This is a genomic window from Nocardia miyunensis NBRC 108239, from assembly GCF_001613065.1.
GTDB classification, from domain to species: Bacteria; Actinomycetota; Actinomycetes; order Mycobacteriales; family Mycobacteriaceae; genus Nocardia; species Nocardia miyunensis.
Genome location: NZ_BDBQ01000084.1, coordinates 1 through 17,627 on the forward strand (window position 1 = coordinate 1; position 17,627 = coordinate 17,627).

Genomic DNA, 17,627 nt, shown 5'->3' on the forward strand with positions numbered 1-17,627 from the left:
GCCCGCGGTGGCGGCCCAGGAACCGCCCGCCTCGTTGACCAGGGTCGGGCGGCCGGGTGCGGCGATCAGGGTGGCTCGCCCCTTCAAAAGGACCGTGACCTGCCATTTCTCGGCGAGATCGCGCACGGCGGCCACGCGGTCCGGGCTCGGATCCGCGCCGGTGAGCAGGGCGAACTCACCGGCGTGCGGGGTCAGTACGGTCGGCGCGGTACGGCCGGCGATCAGGGCGGGCTCGGCGGCCACCAGGGTCAGCGCGTCCGCGTCGACGACCACCGGCAGGTCCGTGGCGAGGATCTCCGAAAGACGTTCGCGGGCAAGCTCGTCGGTACCGGCGCCGGGCCCGGTCACCCATGCCTGCACTCGTCCGGTGGACGAGATCGTCTCGGCGGCAATGACTTCCGGAAAGTTCGCGAGCACCTCCGCCGCACCGGTCCCGGCATAACGCACCATTCCCGAGGTGGCCGCCACCGCCGCACCCGTACACAGCACCGCCGCACCCGGATACGTCGCGCTCCCGGCGCAGATACCGGTCACGCCCTGGGAATACTTGTCGTCGTACGGGCCCGGGACCGGCCAATCCGCGCCGATCGAACCCGGTTCCAGTGCGGCGAGTTCGGCCTCGGGCAGGCGTAATCCGATGGGCACCAACTCGATTCGCCCACACCGGGGCGCGGCCAGCGCATGCACCGGCTTGTAGGCGCCGAACGCGACCGTCACATCCGCTCGCACGGCGGGGCCGTCCACCGCGCCGGTCTCCGGGTCGACGCCACTGGGCAGATCCGCCGAGATGATCGGAACATCCACGGCCGCAACGAGTTCCGCCGCTCGCGGCCGCAGCGAACCGTGTCCGGAGATGCCGACGATCCCGTCCACCACGAGATCGGGCGAGCCGACATCCTCCCGAATCCGCCCGCCCGCACGCCGCAGCGCCGCCAGCCCCCGCGCATGCGCCCGTTCGGGCGCGAGCAGTACCGCCGACACCGCGACACCGCGCCGCCGCAGCATCGACCCCGCCCACAGCGCATCGCCGCCGTTGTCCCCCGATCCGACCAGCAACGTCACCGAACGTCCGGCCACCCCGCCGGTCCGCTCCCGCAATTCCCCCGCCACGACATTCGCCAGCCCGTACGCCGCGCGTTGCATCGGCACCCCGGCCGCGACCCGCCCGAACAGCTCCGCCTCCGCCGCCCGAACCTCATCGGCCGTATAGAACCCGCGCACCGCCATCGCTCGCCTCCTACCCACCGACCCCGGCACACCCGACGACAGCAGATTACGCCGCACGTGCCGAAGTCCCGCCCGACCGCGCGGCCGTCCCCCTGCTCGACCGGACCACACAGCCAGATGGACCCGGACATGTCCACACATCTCCCGGGAGACGGGCGCACAACAGAACGCGGGGATGGTCCCACACCCGATAACACCCACTCACCAGCAGAAATGCGCCGACAACGACGCATCGCGCGCTGCGGCTCACACATCCGTCACCCGAACTCGGGGCCTACACGAGCACCGGCTGCGCTGGAGCAGGGGGCGGTTACCTCTGGGCGGCAGAGAAACATGGCGTAGCGATCCGGCACCGAGCGAATCGTGTGACGGCCGTTCACGAGCTGCGCCTGATAGCACGTCACCCGGACGAACCGAGCAACCGTGCGGCGGAGAACCGGCGGTTATCGGCCGGGGCTAGGCTGTGCGGCATGCCGATGGACTGGAGCCGCCGGACCCTGCTGCGCGCCGGATTCGGCGTCGCCGCACTCGCGGGAACGCTGCTGATGAGCGGATGCGGTTCCGGGACAACGACATCCGCCCCGACGTCGAATTCGGCCGCGCCGGAGTCCTCGACCACGGCGGCCGCGCCCGCGGGGGCGGTGACGGTCGATGTAAAGAATATGCGGTTCTCCCCCGACGCGATCACCATCAAGGTCGGCGGAACCGTGACGTGGAATTTCGCCGACCGTTTCCCGCACGCGGTGCAGGGCATCGGCGACAGCGCGATGGGTATCAACAGCCCGATCTTCAACACGGGCAAGTGGAGTCACACCTTCACCGTCCCGGGCACCTACCGCTATCTGTGCCCGCTGCACCCGGATATGCACGGCACCGTCACGGTGCAGTAGCCGCTACGCGGACCGACGTGCACCGGGACCACGATGTCCCGATACACGTCGGTCAGACCCCGGGCGCCGCACCGATGACGGAACGGATCCGGCCTCGCCGATCAGTACGCCGAGAACACGCGGTCGATCGTGCCGTACCGGTGAGCCGCGTAGTTGCAGGCGGCGCTGATGTTGGCGACCGGGTCGTAGATGTCCCACGACGTGCCGTCCACGTGATAGGCGCGGAAGGTCGGGTCGATGACCTGCATCAGCCCCTTGGAGGGAATGCCGCGGGCCGCGTTCGAGTCATTCAGGTTGATCGCGCGCGGGTTGCCGCCCGATTCCCGCATGATGTTGCGGTGGATTCCGTCGTAGCTGCCGGGAATGCCGTGCTGCGACATGACGAACTGCGCGTTGCGGATCCAACCGTCCAGGTTGTTCGAGTAGGCCTGCGGCAGTTGCGGCAACGGCCGCAGGAACTGCGCCAGCTGAGCCTGCTGCGCCGCCGGCAGTTGATTCTGCAGTTGCTGGGCCGGCTGCTGCAGCTGCGGCGGCACACCGGGGATGACGGTGTCGGCGTTCGCGGCCACGGGCGCGATCGCGACGGCGGCGAGTAGGGCTAGGGGGATCAGTTTCCGGATTTGCATCTTCACTGCTTTCCTGACGGCGCGACAGTATCGCGAGCGCTCGGCTCGACCTCTCGGCCGAGACATTCGCCGCTACCTGTTCGTTTTGTCGGTTGTGTTGCGGGATTTGAGGATTCAGTTATCCGAAGACATGACGAGAACGCGCGGTCTCACACCGATCAGGAACCGGTACAGCCGACGCGGCCGTGGCGACGAGATGTCGCTGAAGCGGTCGTGTCCACACATTTGAGATGGGCCAGAAGCTCATCCCGGCAAATCACAGAATGGTCGCGACAAGTAAACTCAGGGTGAACAGAAAGCCAACTAAACACCTTTTGCAAAGTGACATATCTAACTCTCACACCACTACGGACATCAGATCACACCCTCGTGACCAGCAAGATCGCGAAAAAACAGCCCCGCAACCGGCCCACAGCATCCGAACCGACCGAGTTATGCGACGGTGACCTTCCGGATCGTTCGGCATCGATCCGGCAACACAACCGAGCCGATCACGCGGGGCGATATTCGCGAGTACGCACACCGTGAGCCGAGGACGCGTTCAACGCCTCGACCGCAGCGACCAGAGGAGAAAGCCCAGGATCGGCCGCCGCCTGCCGGAGCGCACCCGACAGCGATTCGTCGTGAGTGGGCCGAGCCCGGTCGAGCAGCTCCAATCCGGACGGGGTGACATCGGTGTAGATGCCGCGCCGATCGTCGGGGCACAGATAACGTTGCAGCAGACCGCGATCCTCGAGCCGGGTGACCAGCCGAGTCGTCGCGCTCTGACTCAACGCGACCGCATCGGCGACCTGATTCATCCGCAGATGCCCACCCGGCCCGTCGTGCTGACGACTGAGCACCACCAGCAGCGAATACTCGCGAACGCTCAATCCGTGCCCGGCCTGCAGGGCGCGTTCGATATGCGCCTCGATCCGATCGTGCAGCACCGACAGTGCGTACCAGCCGTCGGCGAGACCGGTCAGGGCGGCGTCCGCGGTCATCGATTCCTCCTGCGTGCGGCGTTGTTCCTCCACAATACCCCGCTTTCGAAATATACCGCGCTTGCAACTAGAACGCGTCTGCAACTATTGTCGACGCCTGTAATGCTCACCCGCAACGCTCGTGGAGGCTTCACCCATGCCCCTCGCACTCCTGGCCCTGGCACTCGGGGCGTTCGCCATCGGCACCACCGAATTCGCCGTCGTCGGCCTGCTGCCCGACATCGCGGGCGGCTATCACGTACCGATCCCCACCGCGGGCCTGCTGGTCAGCGGATACGCCCTCGGCGTGCTGATCGGCGCGCCGATCATGACCGGACTCGGCACCCGGGTCTCTCGCAAGCGGATGCTGCTGATCAGCATGCTGCTACTCGTCGCCGGTAACGTATTGTCCGCTCTCGCACCGGTTTTCGGCCTGATGCTGACCGGACGCATCGTCGCCTCGCTGGCCCACGGCGCATTCTTCGGCATCGGGTCGATCGTCGCCGGAACGCTGGTGCGCCCGGACCGCCGCGCCGGGGCGATCTCGCTGATGTTCACCGGGCTCACCGTCGCCACCGTCCTGGGCGTACCGCTCGGCACGCTGCTCGGTCAGCATTTCGGGTGGCGGATCACCTTCTGGCTGATCGCGGCGGTCGGCCTGCTCGCCACCGTCGGCGTCGCCGCCCTGGTACCCGATCGGCCCGCCCCGCGCGAGGCCAGGCTGCGCGGCGAACTGGCCGTCCTCGCCAATCCCCAGGTGCTGCTGGCCATGGCCATGACCGTGCTCGGCTTCGGGGGCGTCTTCGCCGCGATCACCTACCTCGCCCCGATGATGACCGAGGTCACCGGGTACGCCGAGAGTTCGGTCACCTGGATCATGGTGCTGTTCGGACTGGGCTTCCTCATCGGCAATCTGATCGGCGGCCGCTACGCCGATCGCCACCTGATGCCCATGCTGTATGTCACGCTGGGCGCCCTGACCGTCGTACTGGGCGTGTTCACGATCACCGCACACGACGAGATCGCGGCGGCGGTCACCGTCGTCCTGATCGGCGCATTGGGTTTCGCCACCGTCCCACCCCTACAGAAACGCGTCCTCGATCAGGCCGCCAGCGCCCCCACCCTCGCCTCGGCCCTGAACATCGGAGCTTTCAACCTCGGCAACGCCCTCGCGGCATGGCTCGGCGGCCTCGTCATCGCCGCCGGATTCGGCTACACCGCACCCAACTGGGTCGGCGTCGTCCTGTCCGGCAGCGCCCTGGGCCTCGCCGTACTCTCGGGCGCTCTCGAACGACGCTCCGCCGGACAGGCCTTACCGGAGCGCGAATCCCTTGCCGCAGTGGCCGATCAACTCTCTCGGTAGTCGCATCGCCTGGGGCCCAGAACATCTCACTCAACCCCGGCGAGACGAAATCGGGTCGCCGGACCACACTGGTCCGGCGCGCCCACACTTCGTATCGAATCCATTGCCGGACAACTTTTCCCGCTGCCCGCATGCGGCGCAGGGCCGTCCCGGATTCGGCTACCCGATCGCGAGCACCGCCGAGAACGCCTACTCGACGGTGACCGACTTGGCCAGGTTGCGCGGCTTGTCGATGTCGTAGCCGCGGGTCTGGGCCACCTCGGCGGCGAAGATCTGCAGCGGGACGGTCGACAGCAGTGGCTGGAAAAGGGTTGGGGCGGCGGGGATTTCGATGAGATGGTCGGCGAACGGGCGCACCGTGTCGTCGCCCTCCTCGGCGATCACGATGGTGCGCGCGCCGCGGGCCTGGATCTCCCGGATATTGCTGAGCAGTTTGGAATGCAGTACCGCGCGTCCCTTCGGCGAGGGCATCACCACGATGACCGGCAGCCCGTCCTCGATCAGCGCGATCGGGCCGTGCTTGAGCTCACCCCCGGCGAAACCCTCGGCGTGCATGTACGCCAGTTCCTTGAGCTTGAGCGCACCCTCGAGGGCCACCGGATACCCCACATGACGGCCCAGGAACAGAACCGTCGAGGCCCGGGCGAACCGGCGGGCGATCTCGCGAACCTGCGGCGCGGTCTCCAGCACACGCGCGACCAGCTCCGGCATCGCCTCCAGCTGAGCGAATTCGCCCGCCACCTCGTCCGGATACTTGGTCCCGCGAGCCTGCGCAAGCGCAAGGCCGACAAGGTAATTCGCGGTGATCTGGGTCAGGAACGCCTTGGTGGAGGCGACCCCGATCTCCGGGCCCGTGCGGGTGTACAGCACCGCGTCGGATTCGCGGGGGATCTGTGCGCCGTTGGTATTGCAGATGGCCAGCACGCGCGCCTTCTGCTCCTTGGCGTGCCGCACGGCCTCGAGCGTATCGGCGGTCTCCCCCGACTGCGAGATCGCGACGACCAGCGTGGACCGGTCCAGAACCGGGTCGCGGTAACGGAATTCGCTGGCCAGCTCCACCTCGACGGGCAGCCGCGTCCAATGCTCGATCGCGTATTTGGCCAGCAGACCCGCGTGATACGAACTGCCGCAGGCGACGACGAAGACCTTGTCGAATTCGCGCAGCTCCTGATCGGCCAGGCGCTGCTCGTCGAGCACGATGCGACCGTTGTCGAAATGCCCGATCAGCGTCTCGGCGACACCGGCGGGCTGCTCCTCGATCTCCTTGAGCATGAAGTAGTCGTGACCGCCCTTCTCGGCGGCCGCCAGATCCCAATCGATGGTGAACGGGCGGGTCGGCACACCGGAGTTGCCGTCGAAATCGGTGACGGCGTACCCGTCCGCGGTGATCACCACGACCTGGTCCTGGCCGAGTTCCACTGCGTCCCTGGTGTATTCGATGAACGCGGTCACATCCGAGGCGATGAACATCTCCCCCTTGCCCACACCCACCACCAGCGGAGTCGACCGGCGCGCGGCCACGATCGTGCCCGGATGCTCGGCATGGGTGAACACCAGCGTGAACGCACCCTCCAGCCGGCGCAGCACGGACAGCGCACTGGCGACGAAATCACCCGCGGTCGGCCCCGAGGTGTAGGCGCGCGAGACCAGGTGCACCGCGACCTCGGTATCGGTGTCGCTGCGCAACTCCACCCCGGCGGACTCGAGCTCATGGCGCAGCGGAGCGAAGTTCTCGATGATCCCGTTGTGCACCACGGCCACCGCACCGGTCGTGTCGCGGTGCGGGTGCGCGTTGCGATCGGTGGGCGCACCGTGCGTTGCCCATCGCGTGTGTCCCATGCCGGTGGTTCCGGCGAAGTTCGCCACCCCGGCCTCGGCCAGTTCGGCCTCCAGATTGGCCAGGCGACCGGCCTTGCGTTCCACGGCGATCTCACTCGCGCCGTCCAGGATGGCCACGCCCGCGGAGTCGTATCCCCGGTACTCCATACGGCGTAGCGCGTCCACGACGACGCCGAGCGCGTCCCGGTATCCCACGTAGCCCACGATTCCGCACATGGGGACCCAGCGTACTGGGACCCGACCCGGACAGCGACAGGGCCGCGACATGCGCTCGCGGGCGTGCCCGGCTGCGCTCGTTCGGCCCGGCAAAGGGGCACATTCGCTCGAGCGAGCGGTCGAATCGTATCCGGGAGCCGGGCGCGTCCGAGAAGTCGGCGGCAAGCGCGAACATCTTTTCGAACCGCGAAACCGCTGGCAGATGCGTTGCCGCCCGGGTCGATAGGCTCGGCGACGATCCCGGGATCCGGCGAAACGCCGTCCGTGGGCGGCGATCGGATAAATTCGACGTCGTGTCGGCGTCTGTGAAATCCCTCCTGAGCAACCTGGCCAGTCCCGGCCCGCATCGGGTCCTGCGCGGCAATCTCGGCATCGCCGGGCAGCCCGGGTTGGTATTGACCCCGGAGACGGGTCTGAACCTGCCCGCCGTCGCGTTCGGACACGGCTGGCTCACCGGCGTGGGCAACTATCGCAAGCTGCTCGAACATCTCGCCTCCTGGGGTTTCGTCGCGGCCGCACCCGATACCGAGCGCGGACCGATCCCCTCGCACCTGAACCTGGCCACCGATCTGCTCACCACCCTGGACATCTGCACCGGAGTGCGGCTGGGCGAGGGCAAGATCAGCGTGCACCCCGACAAGCTGGCCCTGGCCGGTCACGGCATGGGTGCGGGAGCCGCGGTCATCGCGGCCTCACAACGCGAGGTCGCGGCCGTCGCCGCGCTCTTCCCCGCCGTCACCGCTCCCTCGGCCGAATCCCTGGCCCCCGATATCGAATCCCCCGCCCTGATCCTGGGCGGTGGCGCGGACATCGATGCGGTCGGTTCCGACGCCGTCGCGCTGGCCGCCGCCTGGGGTGGGCCCGCGGTGCTGCGCTCGGTCGACGGCGCTTCCCGCAACGGCATGGTCCGCGGCCGCCGCGCCCTGGCCGCCGTCGGCGCGACCAAATTCGAGCCCAAGACCGAACGCATCACCCGCGGCCTGCTGGTCGGATACCTCACCTATCAGTTGCTGGGTGACAAGAAGTACAAGGCGTTCGCCGAACCGGAAGAGGTGATCTCGCGCACCGCGATCATCGATCCGCATGCGACCGAGGAGCCCGAGCCGCCGTCGAAGATGCAGTTGCTTCAGGTTGTCCAGCTGTTGCGCAAGTAGGCGAAATCTACTGCCGGACTGCATGATTCGCCCCTTTCGTCCGATATTCCACTGAGCCCGGCGCGGCCGGTCGCCGATTGCGCCACGGTCGGCGAGTCGGCCGATGCGCGATCGGCCGCGCACGAGCGCCCGAAGATCTGGCGAAAATATCCGCCCGCTGTGGAACCGAAGCGGCCTCCCCGACGTCCAAGCAGGAACTACAGACGTCAGATGCGGCGTGACGGAACGAAAAGGTGGCTGGAGAATGGCTGGTTTTCTCTCGGTGGACATCGAGGCGCTGGGCAAGGCCGTGCAATCACTGCGCGACTCCGAGCAGGTGCTGACCGATGCGATGAAGGCGATGGCCCAGGGTGGTCACGGCGATATCGGGCCGAAGGTGCTCAACGATGCCGCCGAAAGCTTCCAGCGCCGTTGGAAGTACGGGATCGAGCAGATCGGCAAGTCCGCCGAGTCCACCGCGGACGGCATCTCGCAATGTCACGACGCCTATCAGGAGGCCGACACCGCATTCGCCCAGGCCCTCGCACAGGCCAAGTCCGTCATCGACGGCGCCTCCGGCACGCAGGCCAGGATATGAGCCAGGCCAACCCGTACCCGAATATCGGCTTCAACCCGGTCCCCGGCATGCCCGACGACGTCAGCGGCCTACGCACACAGATCAATTCGGCGGGCACGGCCGTCAAGGAGACCAACGATCTGCTCAAACGTCTCCGCAACAGCAACGACGACATCTGGAAGGGCGACGCGGGCGACGCGTTCCGCTCCCACTTCGACAACACCCTCGCCCAGGACCTCGGCTACGCGCAGAACTCCCTCGAACGCGCCGTCACGGTCCTGGACGAGTGGCACACCGGCCTGGTCGGCTATCAGGACACCGCCAAAACCCTCGAAACCGAAGCAGCCGAGGCCCGTGGCAAACACGCCAAGGCCGTCACCGCCCTCCGAGAAGCCAAATCCAATCCCGATCTCGGCCTGGCCAACCAGACCTTCACCGACCAAAACGCCCTGGCCGCAGCCCAATCCCGCCTCAACACCGCCGAAGCCGCGGTGCGCACCGCCGGCGCCTCGGTCGACAACTACCAGGGCGAGATCGACTCCATCCTCAAACGCGCCAAGGACCTGGAGTCCGAGCACGGCAAACTGGCCCGCAAGGTAGCCGCCGAACTCGACGCCGCCGCAAAGGATTTCGCACCCAGCGCGCCGAATCATCACTGGTGGGACAGCATCACCGATGCGGTGCAGGCAGTCGGGAAGTGGATCAGCGATCACCGTAAACAGATCCACGACATCCTGGCCGGAATCTCTGCGGTGACGGGCCTGCTCGCCCTTCTCACTCCCCCTCCGGCCGATGCGATATTCGGCGCCATCGCGCTGGTCAGCGGTCTCGGAGCGCTGGGCACCGATTTCGCTGACCCGAGTGTGCGAAAAGCCTTCGGCGACTTCGTTTCCGATGCATCGGACGGCAAGTTCAACGGCGACGCACTGAAGAAGATCGGCACCACGGTCGGTGCGGACAGCCTGGCCATCCTGCCGGGTGCCGGCGGGACCTTCAAGGGTCTGCGAGCGCTGTCGAAGGTCGGCGAACTCGATACCGCCGTCAAGGCATTCGCGGAAGGCGCGCAGTCGCCGGGCATAATGACCAAGGCATTGAACCGGATTCCACGCCCCGGTAGCGCCACGGTGTGGCTGCAAGACTTCAGCGAGGCGAACAGATGGGCGCCGGGGGCCGGGACCGCGCTGTCCGGACTCGAACTGGCCTCACGGTCCGCCAAGGGCGCACTCGGGCTCGACAAAATCGGCAACAGCCTGTTCGGAGACAAGAAGTGACCGAGAAAACAGTCGATATCTGGATTCCGGAAGGCTACCTGGAGATGCCGCTGAAGGGCATCGATGAGCACTTGAAGCTCACACAAGAACTGCTGGACGAGGTGGCCACACCCGCGCTGCGGACCATTTCCGATTCCCTGATCCCGGTCGCGGCATTCTTTCTGAATCTGCTGGCCGATCGCGACACTCGTTACTGCGGAATCGGACGGCACCAGTCGCCCGATGGTGAAGTAATCACCTCCTGCCTGACGGTATGTGTCTACGAGATGGACGGCGACAAGCCGAATCCACGAGTGATGCTGAAGAACCTGGTCGATTCCAGGAACGAATTCGATGACGACCTGTGGATCAGCGAGCCCATCGATGTCGATGGACGCCCAATGATGTTCTCCGAGCGAACAGCACACCTGCCGGCACCGCGGATCGACGGATTGCCGTCGGCGGGCGACACGGTCGAAACCTACCAGCTGGAGGCGACGGTACCCGCGGACGACGGGACCGCGATCGCTGCCGTCGAGCTGTCCGTTCCCGGCATCGAACACGGCCCCGGATTTCAGGAGACGATATTCGACATGGCTCGATCGATCAGGTTTCGCCCCAGCGACCTGCCGTCGACCCGCCCCTCATCCTTGAACCTGTGATCGATTCGATCATGCCGACAACTTCGACGATTCCGGCAGAGGCCATACACACGACGGAAACCGGGCAGGGACGTGAGCAAATCCGATAACGCCACCGAATTCGACGCCACACCACGGGCGATGGACTGGCCTGCCACCAAGGCGGCGCTCGGATATCGGCGATTGTGGTTGTGGCTGGGAGTGGTCGTCAGCGCAGCTTGCGGTCCGTTGACCGTGGTGCTGGTGAACAAATTCGACGAACCTGGGATACATGCTGCGGCGAAGGCGGGCAGATTCCTCGCCGGGACGCTTTTCATAGTGTTCATTTTCGGGCTGATGTTCGCGCTGATCTTCCTGTGGATACATGGACGCCGACGCAAGGCGCTGAAGCGGAATCCATGGATACGGTGGCCGATCAACTACATCTCCACCGGCGGGCACGAATGGGTGGAGCTGCTCGATGCGAATCGGCGGCCGGTATCGGCGCTGATCCTGAACACCTGGTCGAGTCAGATCGGCAAGCTGGTGAATCACAGGACCGCTGAGATCTGGTTCGCCGGCGATCCACGCAAGTACGGCATCATCTCGGTGAACGAGGGTGGCGGGCCACTGCGGTATGCGTACTACTCCGCTGCGAGGCAGCCTCCCGCGTTCGCCTATCGCGATCCGGGCGTCGATCAGCCGCGGTCATCCGATGGTCCCGGTGCGGGCGGACATGAAATGCAGCGGGAGAACGGGCGGGTCATGATGAAGCGGCCCGGCGGCGACGAAGCCGAGCCGAAGCCGAAAAGGCATGGTGCACTGAATGATACGGACTACCCATCGCCGCGGAAGCTACGGCGCGCACTCGGATTCGGCCTGGATGTGCTCATACATCTCGCAGTCGGCGCGGCAATCGCCTTCGCGAAAGTGCCCGAACCGGTGACAAATGCTCTGCTGCACCGTGATTGGAAGAACTCGGTACCTCTGGCAGTATTCACCGTGCTGTTCTTCCTGGCGGCATCCTTCGTCGATCGCGTGATCATCCAGGCGATCGTCCACACCACGATCGGCAAAGCCGTGTTCGGCCTGGTCGCACTCCGGCCGGATACAGGCCGATACCCCTCGTTCGGCCGATTGCTCGCAATATGGTTGATGGACCTCTATCTGCCAGTCGCCATCGCCGCCGACATCTTCGGCAACGGCTCCGTCGGGCCCGACCGGCCCGAGGATTACTTCCCGACCGCCGTGCGGTGGCGAGACCGACGCGGGCAAGCACCGTCCGGCCCGCCTCAGGAGTCACTGAGCGGTCCGCCCGCCGCACGCCACTGAATCAGGCCGCCGCTCATGTTGACCGCGTCGAATCCGTTCTCCACCAACAGGTTCGCCGCACCCGCCGACCGAATGCCACCGGTGCAGAAGGTGATGAGAAGACGATCGTCGGGGAAGTCCACGCAGCGATCCAACAGCACCTCGAGGGGGGCGTGAACGGCATTCGGGATGTGCACCCGATTCCACTCGAACTGGCGGCGTACATCCACCACGAGCGCGCCGCTCTCGACGAGCCGAACCGCCTCGGCGGCACTGACGGCCGGGGGCCGACGCAGATAATGCCGGATGCTCATGCGCTCCGCGCCCTACCGTGTTCCATAACCTTCAGTTTAACTGAAGGTTATTCGGATGTCAGCATCCGCATCATGTGCACCCGCAGAGCATCGGTCAGATCCGGGTTCTGAGCGGCGAACTCCGCATCGAGTTCGGCCACAACGGCCGCGGCCCGATCCAGCACGGCCGCCCCTTCGGCCGTAACGCTGAGGGTCGATGCCGCCCCGGCATGCGCGGTACTGTCATCGACGAGACCGGCCGCGACGAACCGGGCGACCGCGGCATGCGCACTCTGCACGGTGATCCGCGAACGCCGCGCCAACTCACTGAACGAGATCCCCGGCGTCCCACGAACATGCCCCAGCAGCCCGTACTGACGTGTCGTCAGCCCGAGCGGTTTCAGGGCATCCGCGAAAGCCGCCTCCCACACCCGACTCACCGTGAGCAGCATGATCGTGGGACTGAACGGGGGCGCATCGGACATGGGTGCACGCTACCCCCGCCGATCCCGATCCATATCCAGGTCATCGAGTGCGGCGACTTGCGCGGGTTCGAGTTCGGCGAGCTGCTCCCACGCGCCTCACAGCTCCCGGTCACCGGCCATCGCTCCGGCCGGCGCGGCATACGTCTCCGCGGTGAATCGTGCTAGGCGGTCCAGCACGGTATCCATTCTCGGTAAGCCTGCGGCGCTTCACTTTTCGTAATTGACTGAGTCAATTATCCCCACCCGCAACATAATCCGGCTATGCTCGGGTACCGCGGCGGCAGGCGGGCCGCAGATGCGCCGGTAGGGCGCGCACCGCGATATCAGGCAAGCGGCACATATCGTCTGATCCATCGCACCTCGACTCGAATTGCTGTTGGTGATGAGTGCGCCCGGGCGACACAGCGAGTTGATTCGCCGAGTCTCATGTGCTGCAAGGTGATCCACCACCCGCAGCACGATCGGGCGCCGTCGACAGCACACCATCGGTCCCTGATCGGGACCGGCAGAAGTGAGAACCAACCGATGATTGCCTCGAAGTCCCAGAGCGGGACTCGCTTTCGAGGACACATCCGGCTCCATTCCCCATCCGGCGTGACCCGATTTTCCGGGAGGATTCCGTGACCAGCACCGAAAACACGACCAGTAGCGACGACTTCGCCGAAGACGGCGGGCCCTCGTCGACCCTGCCGCGCCGCCAGCTCGGAAGATTCCTGCGGGAGAGTCGCGACGCCAACGGATTCACCATTGCTCGGGCGGCGAAACAGGTCGATCTGTCCAAAGCTGTTCTGCAACGTATCGAGACTGGACAGATTCAGAAAGTCAGTCAGCCGGTCGTGCAAGCGTTGTGCGAGCTGTACGACGTGAGCGAGGAAGAGACGAATGCGGCAGTCGATCTGGCGACGCAGGCGAGGGCGCAGAGCTGGCACCACATCTACGGTGGGATGTTCAGCAGTGCGTTCAATATGTTCATCGGGCTCGAGTCGGCGGCACAGCGGCTGACCACTTGTGATGACCAGTGCATACCGGGGCTACTGCAAACTGCGGAATACGCGCGAGCGATCATCAGCGCGTCCCCTCGGTTCAGCAGCCGAGAGGACATCGAGCGGCGTGTGGAGCTTCGAATGAAACGTCAAGCACTGGTCACACGCAAGACGCGCCCCATCGAATTGGATGCTGTACTGCACATCTCAGCGCTCTTCCGCATAATCGGCGGGACAAGGACAATGGCCGTGGCACTACGTCAACTTGCCGAGCTGTTGAAACGACCTAACATCACCATCCGGATCCAGCCATACAGTGCTGGTCAGACCTGGGGAATCCCGCACGGCTCGTTCACCATCATGGACTTCGAGCGCAACGCGAAGGGGGAAACCGTCGAGCCCCCAGTAGTTTTCATCGATGGCGGTGCGGCACCGGATGTGTATCTCGAGAAGCCGAGCGAGGTCCGACGGTATCGTGAACTTGTCGCGGCCATCCGGGATACCTGCCTGGATGAGGTACAGAGCAGAAACCTGTTGCGGCAGGTGGCGAAGGAGCACGAGCGCAATGAACGATGACCGATCCGGAGCGAAGTGGTTCAAGAGTTCGCGCAGCGCAACCAGCGCGAATTGTGTCGAGGTGGCGTGGCTCGAGAGGGGCACAGTCGGCGTCCGGGACTCGAAGAACCCGAACGGCCCAGCGCTGACCTTCACGCCCGGCGAGTGGGATGCCTTCGTCGTGGCCGCGCAGGACGGCGACTTCAACCGCCCGTAACCACGACTTGCCCTCTACGGCAACGGCTCTGGTCCCACCCAGGATCAGAGCCGTTGCCATTCATGAGCAGCTATAGCGGTGCCGACCGAGACTGCGTAGAAGCCGCCTTCCTCGACAGCAATCTGGTTCAAGCACGTGACTCCGAGAATCCGACCGGCCCGGCCCTGATCTTCTCCCCGGCCGACGTCTTCACCGCAGGTGTTCCGGCGGAAAGATTCGAACAGAGCTGATCAACTGTCTCCGCCAACTATCGAGGGCCGTAGGTTCCGCTACCGCGCGGGCTCTCGACTTTCCCAGTGCGGCAAACTGATTGCCACCCCAAAAGTGCCGAGTCATCACCGGAGCATGAGCACGTGTGAGACGACCGCCCGTAGACGCGGTCCTGACCGCAGTATCCGGAACCAGCACACTGCCTTCCCCTCGAACCCGCAACTCCAGCGGAAACGAGACGGATACGAACGACGCCGCCTCGGCGATGACATCCATCGCGACGAACGTCCAGTCGGCTTCGATCCAAATCAGGGCTTGCCAGAAGCGGATGTCCTTGAACGCTCCGACCAGATGTCCTCGCCGCCAAAAGCTCTACCCCCTTTGCGACAGTCCAACCTTGCCAGTAGGCTCGGCCTACCTGATAGGGGTGGAAGTTCCGGTCCGAGGCCCCTTGGGCCTGCGCACCGGCACGAGAGGACGAGATGACCAACTGGGGGAAGGTAATCCAGAGCGGCGCGCTCGGCATCGGCGCGGTCCTGCTCGTCGCAAGTTGCAACTCCGGCGGGAGCGGGTCGGACGCCAGCAAGAGCGCCTCGGCGACGCCGACGGTCGCGGCGGATGTTCCCGCGTTCGATCCTTGTAAGGACATACCTCAGTCAGTTTTGGACAAGGAAAAACTGATTAATCCGGATGCCGACAAGCAGGACGGCGATGGCGGCATCAAATGGCGCGGCTGCGGATTTATTCAGGAAAATGGATACAGCGCCACGATCGATTCGACCAACATCACACTCTCGATGGTCCGCACCAACCACGATTTCAATGTTATCGAAGAGCTTACCGTCGGAGGGCGGGCTGCACTCACGTCGCACGTTGCAGACCAGGATCCTCGTGCAGACTGCGCTGTCAACGTTGAAATGAAGGGCGGGACCCTTGAGATCAGCATTGATAACCCGCCATCCGCACCACTGACCGGAACACAAAACTCTTGCGATATCGCTAAACGGCTGGCCGGTGAAATTGTTACAAATTTGCCAGCAGGTAGTTAGAAAAAAATATTGCTATACATCTCGATCGCAGGCGATTTGGGGAGGAGCCACCATGGCTGACGATTCGGCGGCATCTCAATCAGGCCCTCTGGCCGCTCTGATCGCGGACGCAAAAAGCGGTGCACTCACAACTAAATTCAGCTCCGACGTCCGCGTAAATGCCGATGAGTTTGTATATATAGAACGCGATTGCCAAGCCTTCAAAAATGAGATCCAGACGCTTCGGCGGATCGCTGAGAACATCTCTCGCCGCCAACACTGGGGTCTCGGCGAGACCACAGACGGCTTGAATTCGGCAAACACTGTCGTGGGCTGGTTCCGAGGAAAAGCCAAAGCCGTAGGCAACAAAGATACCGACAATAATGTATACGACATCCTGGATAAACACTATAAAATAGTCGACGACCTGCAGACTCTACACCACACAATAGCTCAACAATACGTCCAGCAGGACCAAGAATTCGCTGCCGAATACAATAGACTGAAGGCGAATCTCCCCCCAAGCTCCATCGGCAAAGAATATCAGCTCGGCCTCGCCCCGAATCCTGGAGTAGGTCAATCATAATGACCGCGCACGAATCCCCGAGAATCACAGACGGCGGCGAACACCCCGACAGCTGGGATCACTGGAAAATATATAATTCCTTCAATCCATTGAATACGGGCGAAGCCCACAACGGTTCCGAGCAGTACCAAGAGATCGCGACGAAGTGGGAAGCCGCGGTCGAAATCTTCGCCAACCGGATCCACCAGTCCAGCTCGGCCGCCTGGGACGGCAATGCCGCGAACAGCGCACGCGAGGCGATCAGCAAATACGCCCAGCAGGCCCTGGATCTGTCCGCCCCACTGAAGGAACTCGCCGACCGGGTGACCACAACGGTCAACGGAATCAACGACACTCGCAATGCCGTGCAGAAGCCGCCGGACGGTGGTCATGCCTACAACCCACTCAGCTGGAACCTGGGTTTCTGGCATGGCCCGAATTCGGCCGCGGTGCGCAACGACTGCCAGAACGCGGCTCGGGAAGCCATGAAGAACCACTACGTGACGCCGTTCACGGAGACCGACATGCAGATTCCCGTCCTGCCGGTCCCCAACAGCCCGACCGATCCGCTGTACACCGCGCCGAAAGAGCCCTCGAGCGTCGTCCAGCCGGGCAGCGGCGGACCGAACTCGAGTACTCCGAGCACCTCCACCAGCGCGGACACCAACCACGACAGCAGCAATCCCACGGACAACTCGCAGCAGCAGTCGACCACCCCGTCGAATACCGACGCCTCCGCGACGCCCTCGAGCTCGAGCGCCACCAGTCCGACGTCGACCACACCGGCCAGCACCGGCATCGACCCCACCTCCGCCACCACCCCCAGCTCCTACTCCGGTGGCAGCGGGCTGGGCGGCAGTGGTCTGGGCGGTCTGGGCGGCACCACCGACTCGGGCGGCGGGCAGGGACGCAGTGTGCCCGGCACCTCCGCGGGCACGGGCACGAATGCCGCCGCGGCCAACGCCGCGCGCGCTTCGTCCACCGCCTCGGGTCTGGGCGGCATGGGCGGAATGGGCGGTGGCGCAGGTAAGAAAGACGAGGACAAGGACCATCAGACGCCCGAGTGGCTGAAGAATATGGAGAACACCGAGGAGCTCTTGGGACCGGAGATCAAACACCTGCCCGACGGCGTGATCGGCAAGAACCCCGGCGAATAGGAGACCCCCCGAGGCGATCGTCACAGGCCAGGCGAGCCCCGCACCGCCACGACCATCGGCCCCACGCCACGAACCGCCGCCGGACGCGGCAACCACCGCGCACCCAGCACTCGCAACGCG

19 protein-coding genes are annotated in these 17,627 nt (G+C 64.9%); 13 read left to right on the plus strand and 6 right to left on the minus strand.

Annotated elements, in window-relative coordinates:
* Positions 1-1,221, minus strand: a 1,221-nt coding sequence (locus tag NM2_RS33570) for a bifunctional ADP-dependent NAD(P)H-hydrate dehydratase/NAD(P)H-hydrate epimerase (protein WP_067677473.1), incomplete at its 3' end; no start/stop codon positions are given.
* A gap of 476 nt (positions 1,222-1,697) precedes the next feature.
* Between NM2_RS33570 and NM2_RS33575 the strand changes: the two genes are divergently transcribed.
* Complete coding sequence (locus NM2_RS33575) at positions 1,698-2,117, plus strand: plastocyanin/azurin family copper-binding protein (RefSeq protein WP_067677362.1); 420 nt, start codon at positions 1,698-1,700, stop codon at positions 2,115-2,117.
* 101 nt (positions 2,118-2,218) lie between these two features.
* Here the strand turns inward: NM2_RS33575 and NM2_RS52015 are convergent, their stop codons facing one another.
* Both NM2_RS52015 and NM2_RS33585 read right to left on the minus strand, forming a co-directional pair.
* Entirely contained in the window at positions 2,219-2,743 is a 525-nt protein-coding gene (locus tag NM2_RS52015) for a transglycosylase SLT domain-containing protein (protein WP_067677475.1), read from the minus strand.
* Positions 2,744-3,234: 491 nt separating this feature from the next.
* Entirely contained in the window at positions 3,235-3,726 is a 492-nt protein-coding gene (locus tag NM2_RS33585; RefSeq protein WP_067677477.1) for a MarR family winged helix-turn-helix transcriptional regulator, read from the minus strand.
* 136 nt (positions 3,727-3,862) lie between these two features.
* On the opposite strand from NM2_RS33585, the gene NM2_RS33590 reads away from it, so the two are divergent.
* Positions 3,863-5,068, plus strand: a complete 1,206-nt coding sequence (locus tag NM2_RS33590; protein ID WP_067677364.1) for an MFS transporter — start codon at positions 3,863-3,865, stop codon at positions 5,066-5,068.
* A gap of 189 nt (positions 5,069-5,257) precedes the next feature.
* On the opposite strand, the gene glmS is transcribed toward NM2_RS33590, so the two are convergent.
* A complete protein-coding gene (glmS, locus tag NM2_RS33595) occupies positions 5,258-7,123 on the minus strand; it encodes a glutamine--fructose-6-phosphate transaminase (isomerizing) (protein WP_067677367.1) in 1,866 nt (621 codons plus the stop codon).
* A 293-nt stretch (positions 7,124-7,416) separates the two neighbouring features.
* On the opposite strand from glmS, the gene NM2_RS33600 reads away from it, so the two are divergent.
* The 5 genes from NM2_RS33600 to NM2_RS33620 all read left to right on the plus strand — a co-directional run bounded on the left by NM2_RS33600 (position 7,417) and on the right by NM2_RS33620 (position 12,035).
* Entirely contained in the window at positions 7,417-8,277 is an 861-nt protein-coding gene (locus NM2_RS33600; protein WP_067677369.1) for a dienelactone hydrolase family protein, read from the plus strand.
* 244 nt (positions 8,278-8,521) lie between these two features.
* Positions 8,522-8,854, plus strand: coding sequence for a hypothetical protein (locus NM2_RS33605; RefSeq protein ID WP_067677371.1), 333 nt, complete (start codon positions 8,522-8,524; stop codon positions 8,852-8,854).
* Positions 8,851-10,104 (plus strand): hypothetical protein, encoded by a 1,254-nt coding sequence (locus NM2_RS33610; RefSeq protein WP_067677373.1) that lies wholly within the window; start codon positions 8,851-8,853, stop codon positions 10,102-10,104. The genes NM2_RS33605 and NM2_RS33610 overlap by 4 nt, the downstream gene beginning before the upstream one ends.
* On the plus strand, positions 10,101-10,745 hold the full coding sequence (locus NM2_RS33615) for a hypothetical protein (protein ID WP_067677375.1): 645 nt from the start codon (positions 10,101-10,103) through the stop codon (positions 10,743-10,745). Before NM2_RS33610 ends, NM2_RS33615 begins: the two co-directional genes overlap by 4 nt.
* A 72-nt stretch (positions 10,746-10,817) precedes the next feature.
* Positions 10,818-12,035 (plus strand): RDD family protein, encoded by a 1,218-nt coding sequence (locus NM2_RS33620; RefSeq protein ID WP_067677377.1) that lies wholly within the window; start codon positions 10,818-10,820, stop codon positions 12,033-12,035.
* Here NM2_RS33620 and NM2_RS33625 read toward each other — a convergent pair.
* Positions 11,996-12,328, minus strand: coding sequence for a rhodanese-like domain-containing protein (locus NM2_RS33625; protein ID WP_067677379.1), 333 nt, complete (start codon positions 12,326-12,328; stop codon positions 11,996-11,998). The two genes, NM2_RS33620 and NM2_RS33625, sit on opposite strands and share 40 nt — an antisense overlap.
* Before the next feature lie 47 nt (positions 12,329-12,375).
* Positions 12,376-12,792: a MarR family winged helix-turn-helix transcriptional regulator gene (locus NM2_RS33630; RefSeq protein WP_067677381.1), complete on the minus strand. Its 417-nt coding sequence runs from the start codon at positions 12,790-12,792 to the stop codon at positions 12,376-12,378.
* Between the two features lie 620 nt (positions 12,793-13,412).
* Between NM2_RS33630 and NM2_RS33635 the strand changes: the two genes are divergently transcribed.
* From NM2_RS33635 to NM2_RS49570, 6 genes are all read left to right on the plus strand, one after another.
* Positions 13,413-14,351, plus strand: a complete 939-nt coding sequence (locus tag NM2_RS33635; protein ID WP_169816286.1) for a helix-turn-helix domain-containing protein — start codon at positions 13,413-13,415, stop codon at positions 14,349-14,351.
* Entirely contained in the window at positions 14,341-14,547 is a 207-nt protein-coding gene (locus NM2_RS33640) for a DUF397 domain-containing protein (protein ID WP_067677383.1), read from the plus strand. The genes NM2_RS33635 and NM2_RS33640 overlap by 11 nt, the downstream gene beginning before the upstream one ends.
* Before the next feature lie 62 nt (positions 14,548-14,609).
* Positions 14,610-14,777, plus strand: a complete 168-nt coding sequence (locus NM2_RS48090; protein WP_084531827.1) for a DUF397 domain-containing protein — start codon at positions 14,610-14,612, stop codon at positions 14,775-14,777.
* Between the two features lie 462 nt (positions 14,778-15,239).
* On the plus strand, positions 15,240-15,806 hold the full coding sequence (locus NM2_RS48095; RefSeq protein ID WP_084531828.1) for a DUF3558 domain-containing protein: 567 nt from the start codon (positions 15,240-15,242) through the stop codon (positions 15,804-15,806).
* A 52-nt stretch (positions 15,807-15,858) separates the two neighbouring features.
* Positions 15,859-16,371, plus strand: a complete 513-nt coding sequence (locus NM2_RS48100) for a hypothetical protein (protein ID WP_084531829.1) — start codon at positions 15,859-15,861, stop codon at positions 16,369-16,371.
* A gap of 89 nt (positions 16,372-16,460) precedes the next feature.
* A complete protein-coding gene (locus NM2_RS49570; RefSeq protein WP_157121472.1) occupies positions 16,461-17,507 on the plus strand; it encodes a hypothetical protein in 1,047 nt (348 codons plus the stop codon).
* Positions 17,508-17,627 lie beyond the last annotated feature (120 nt).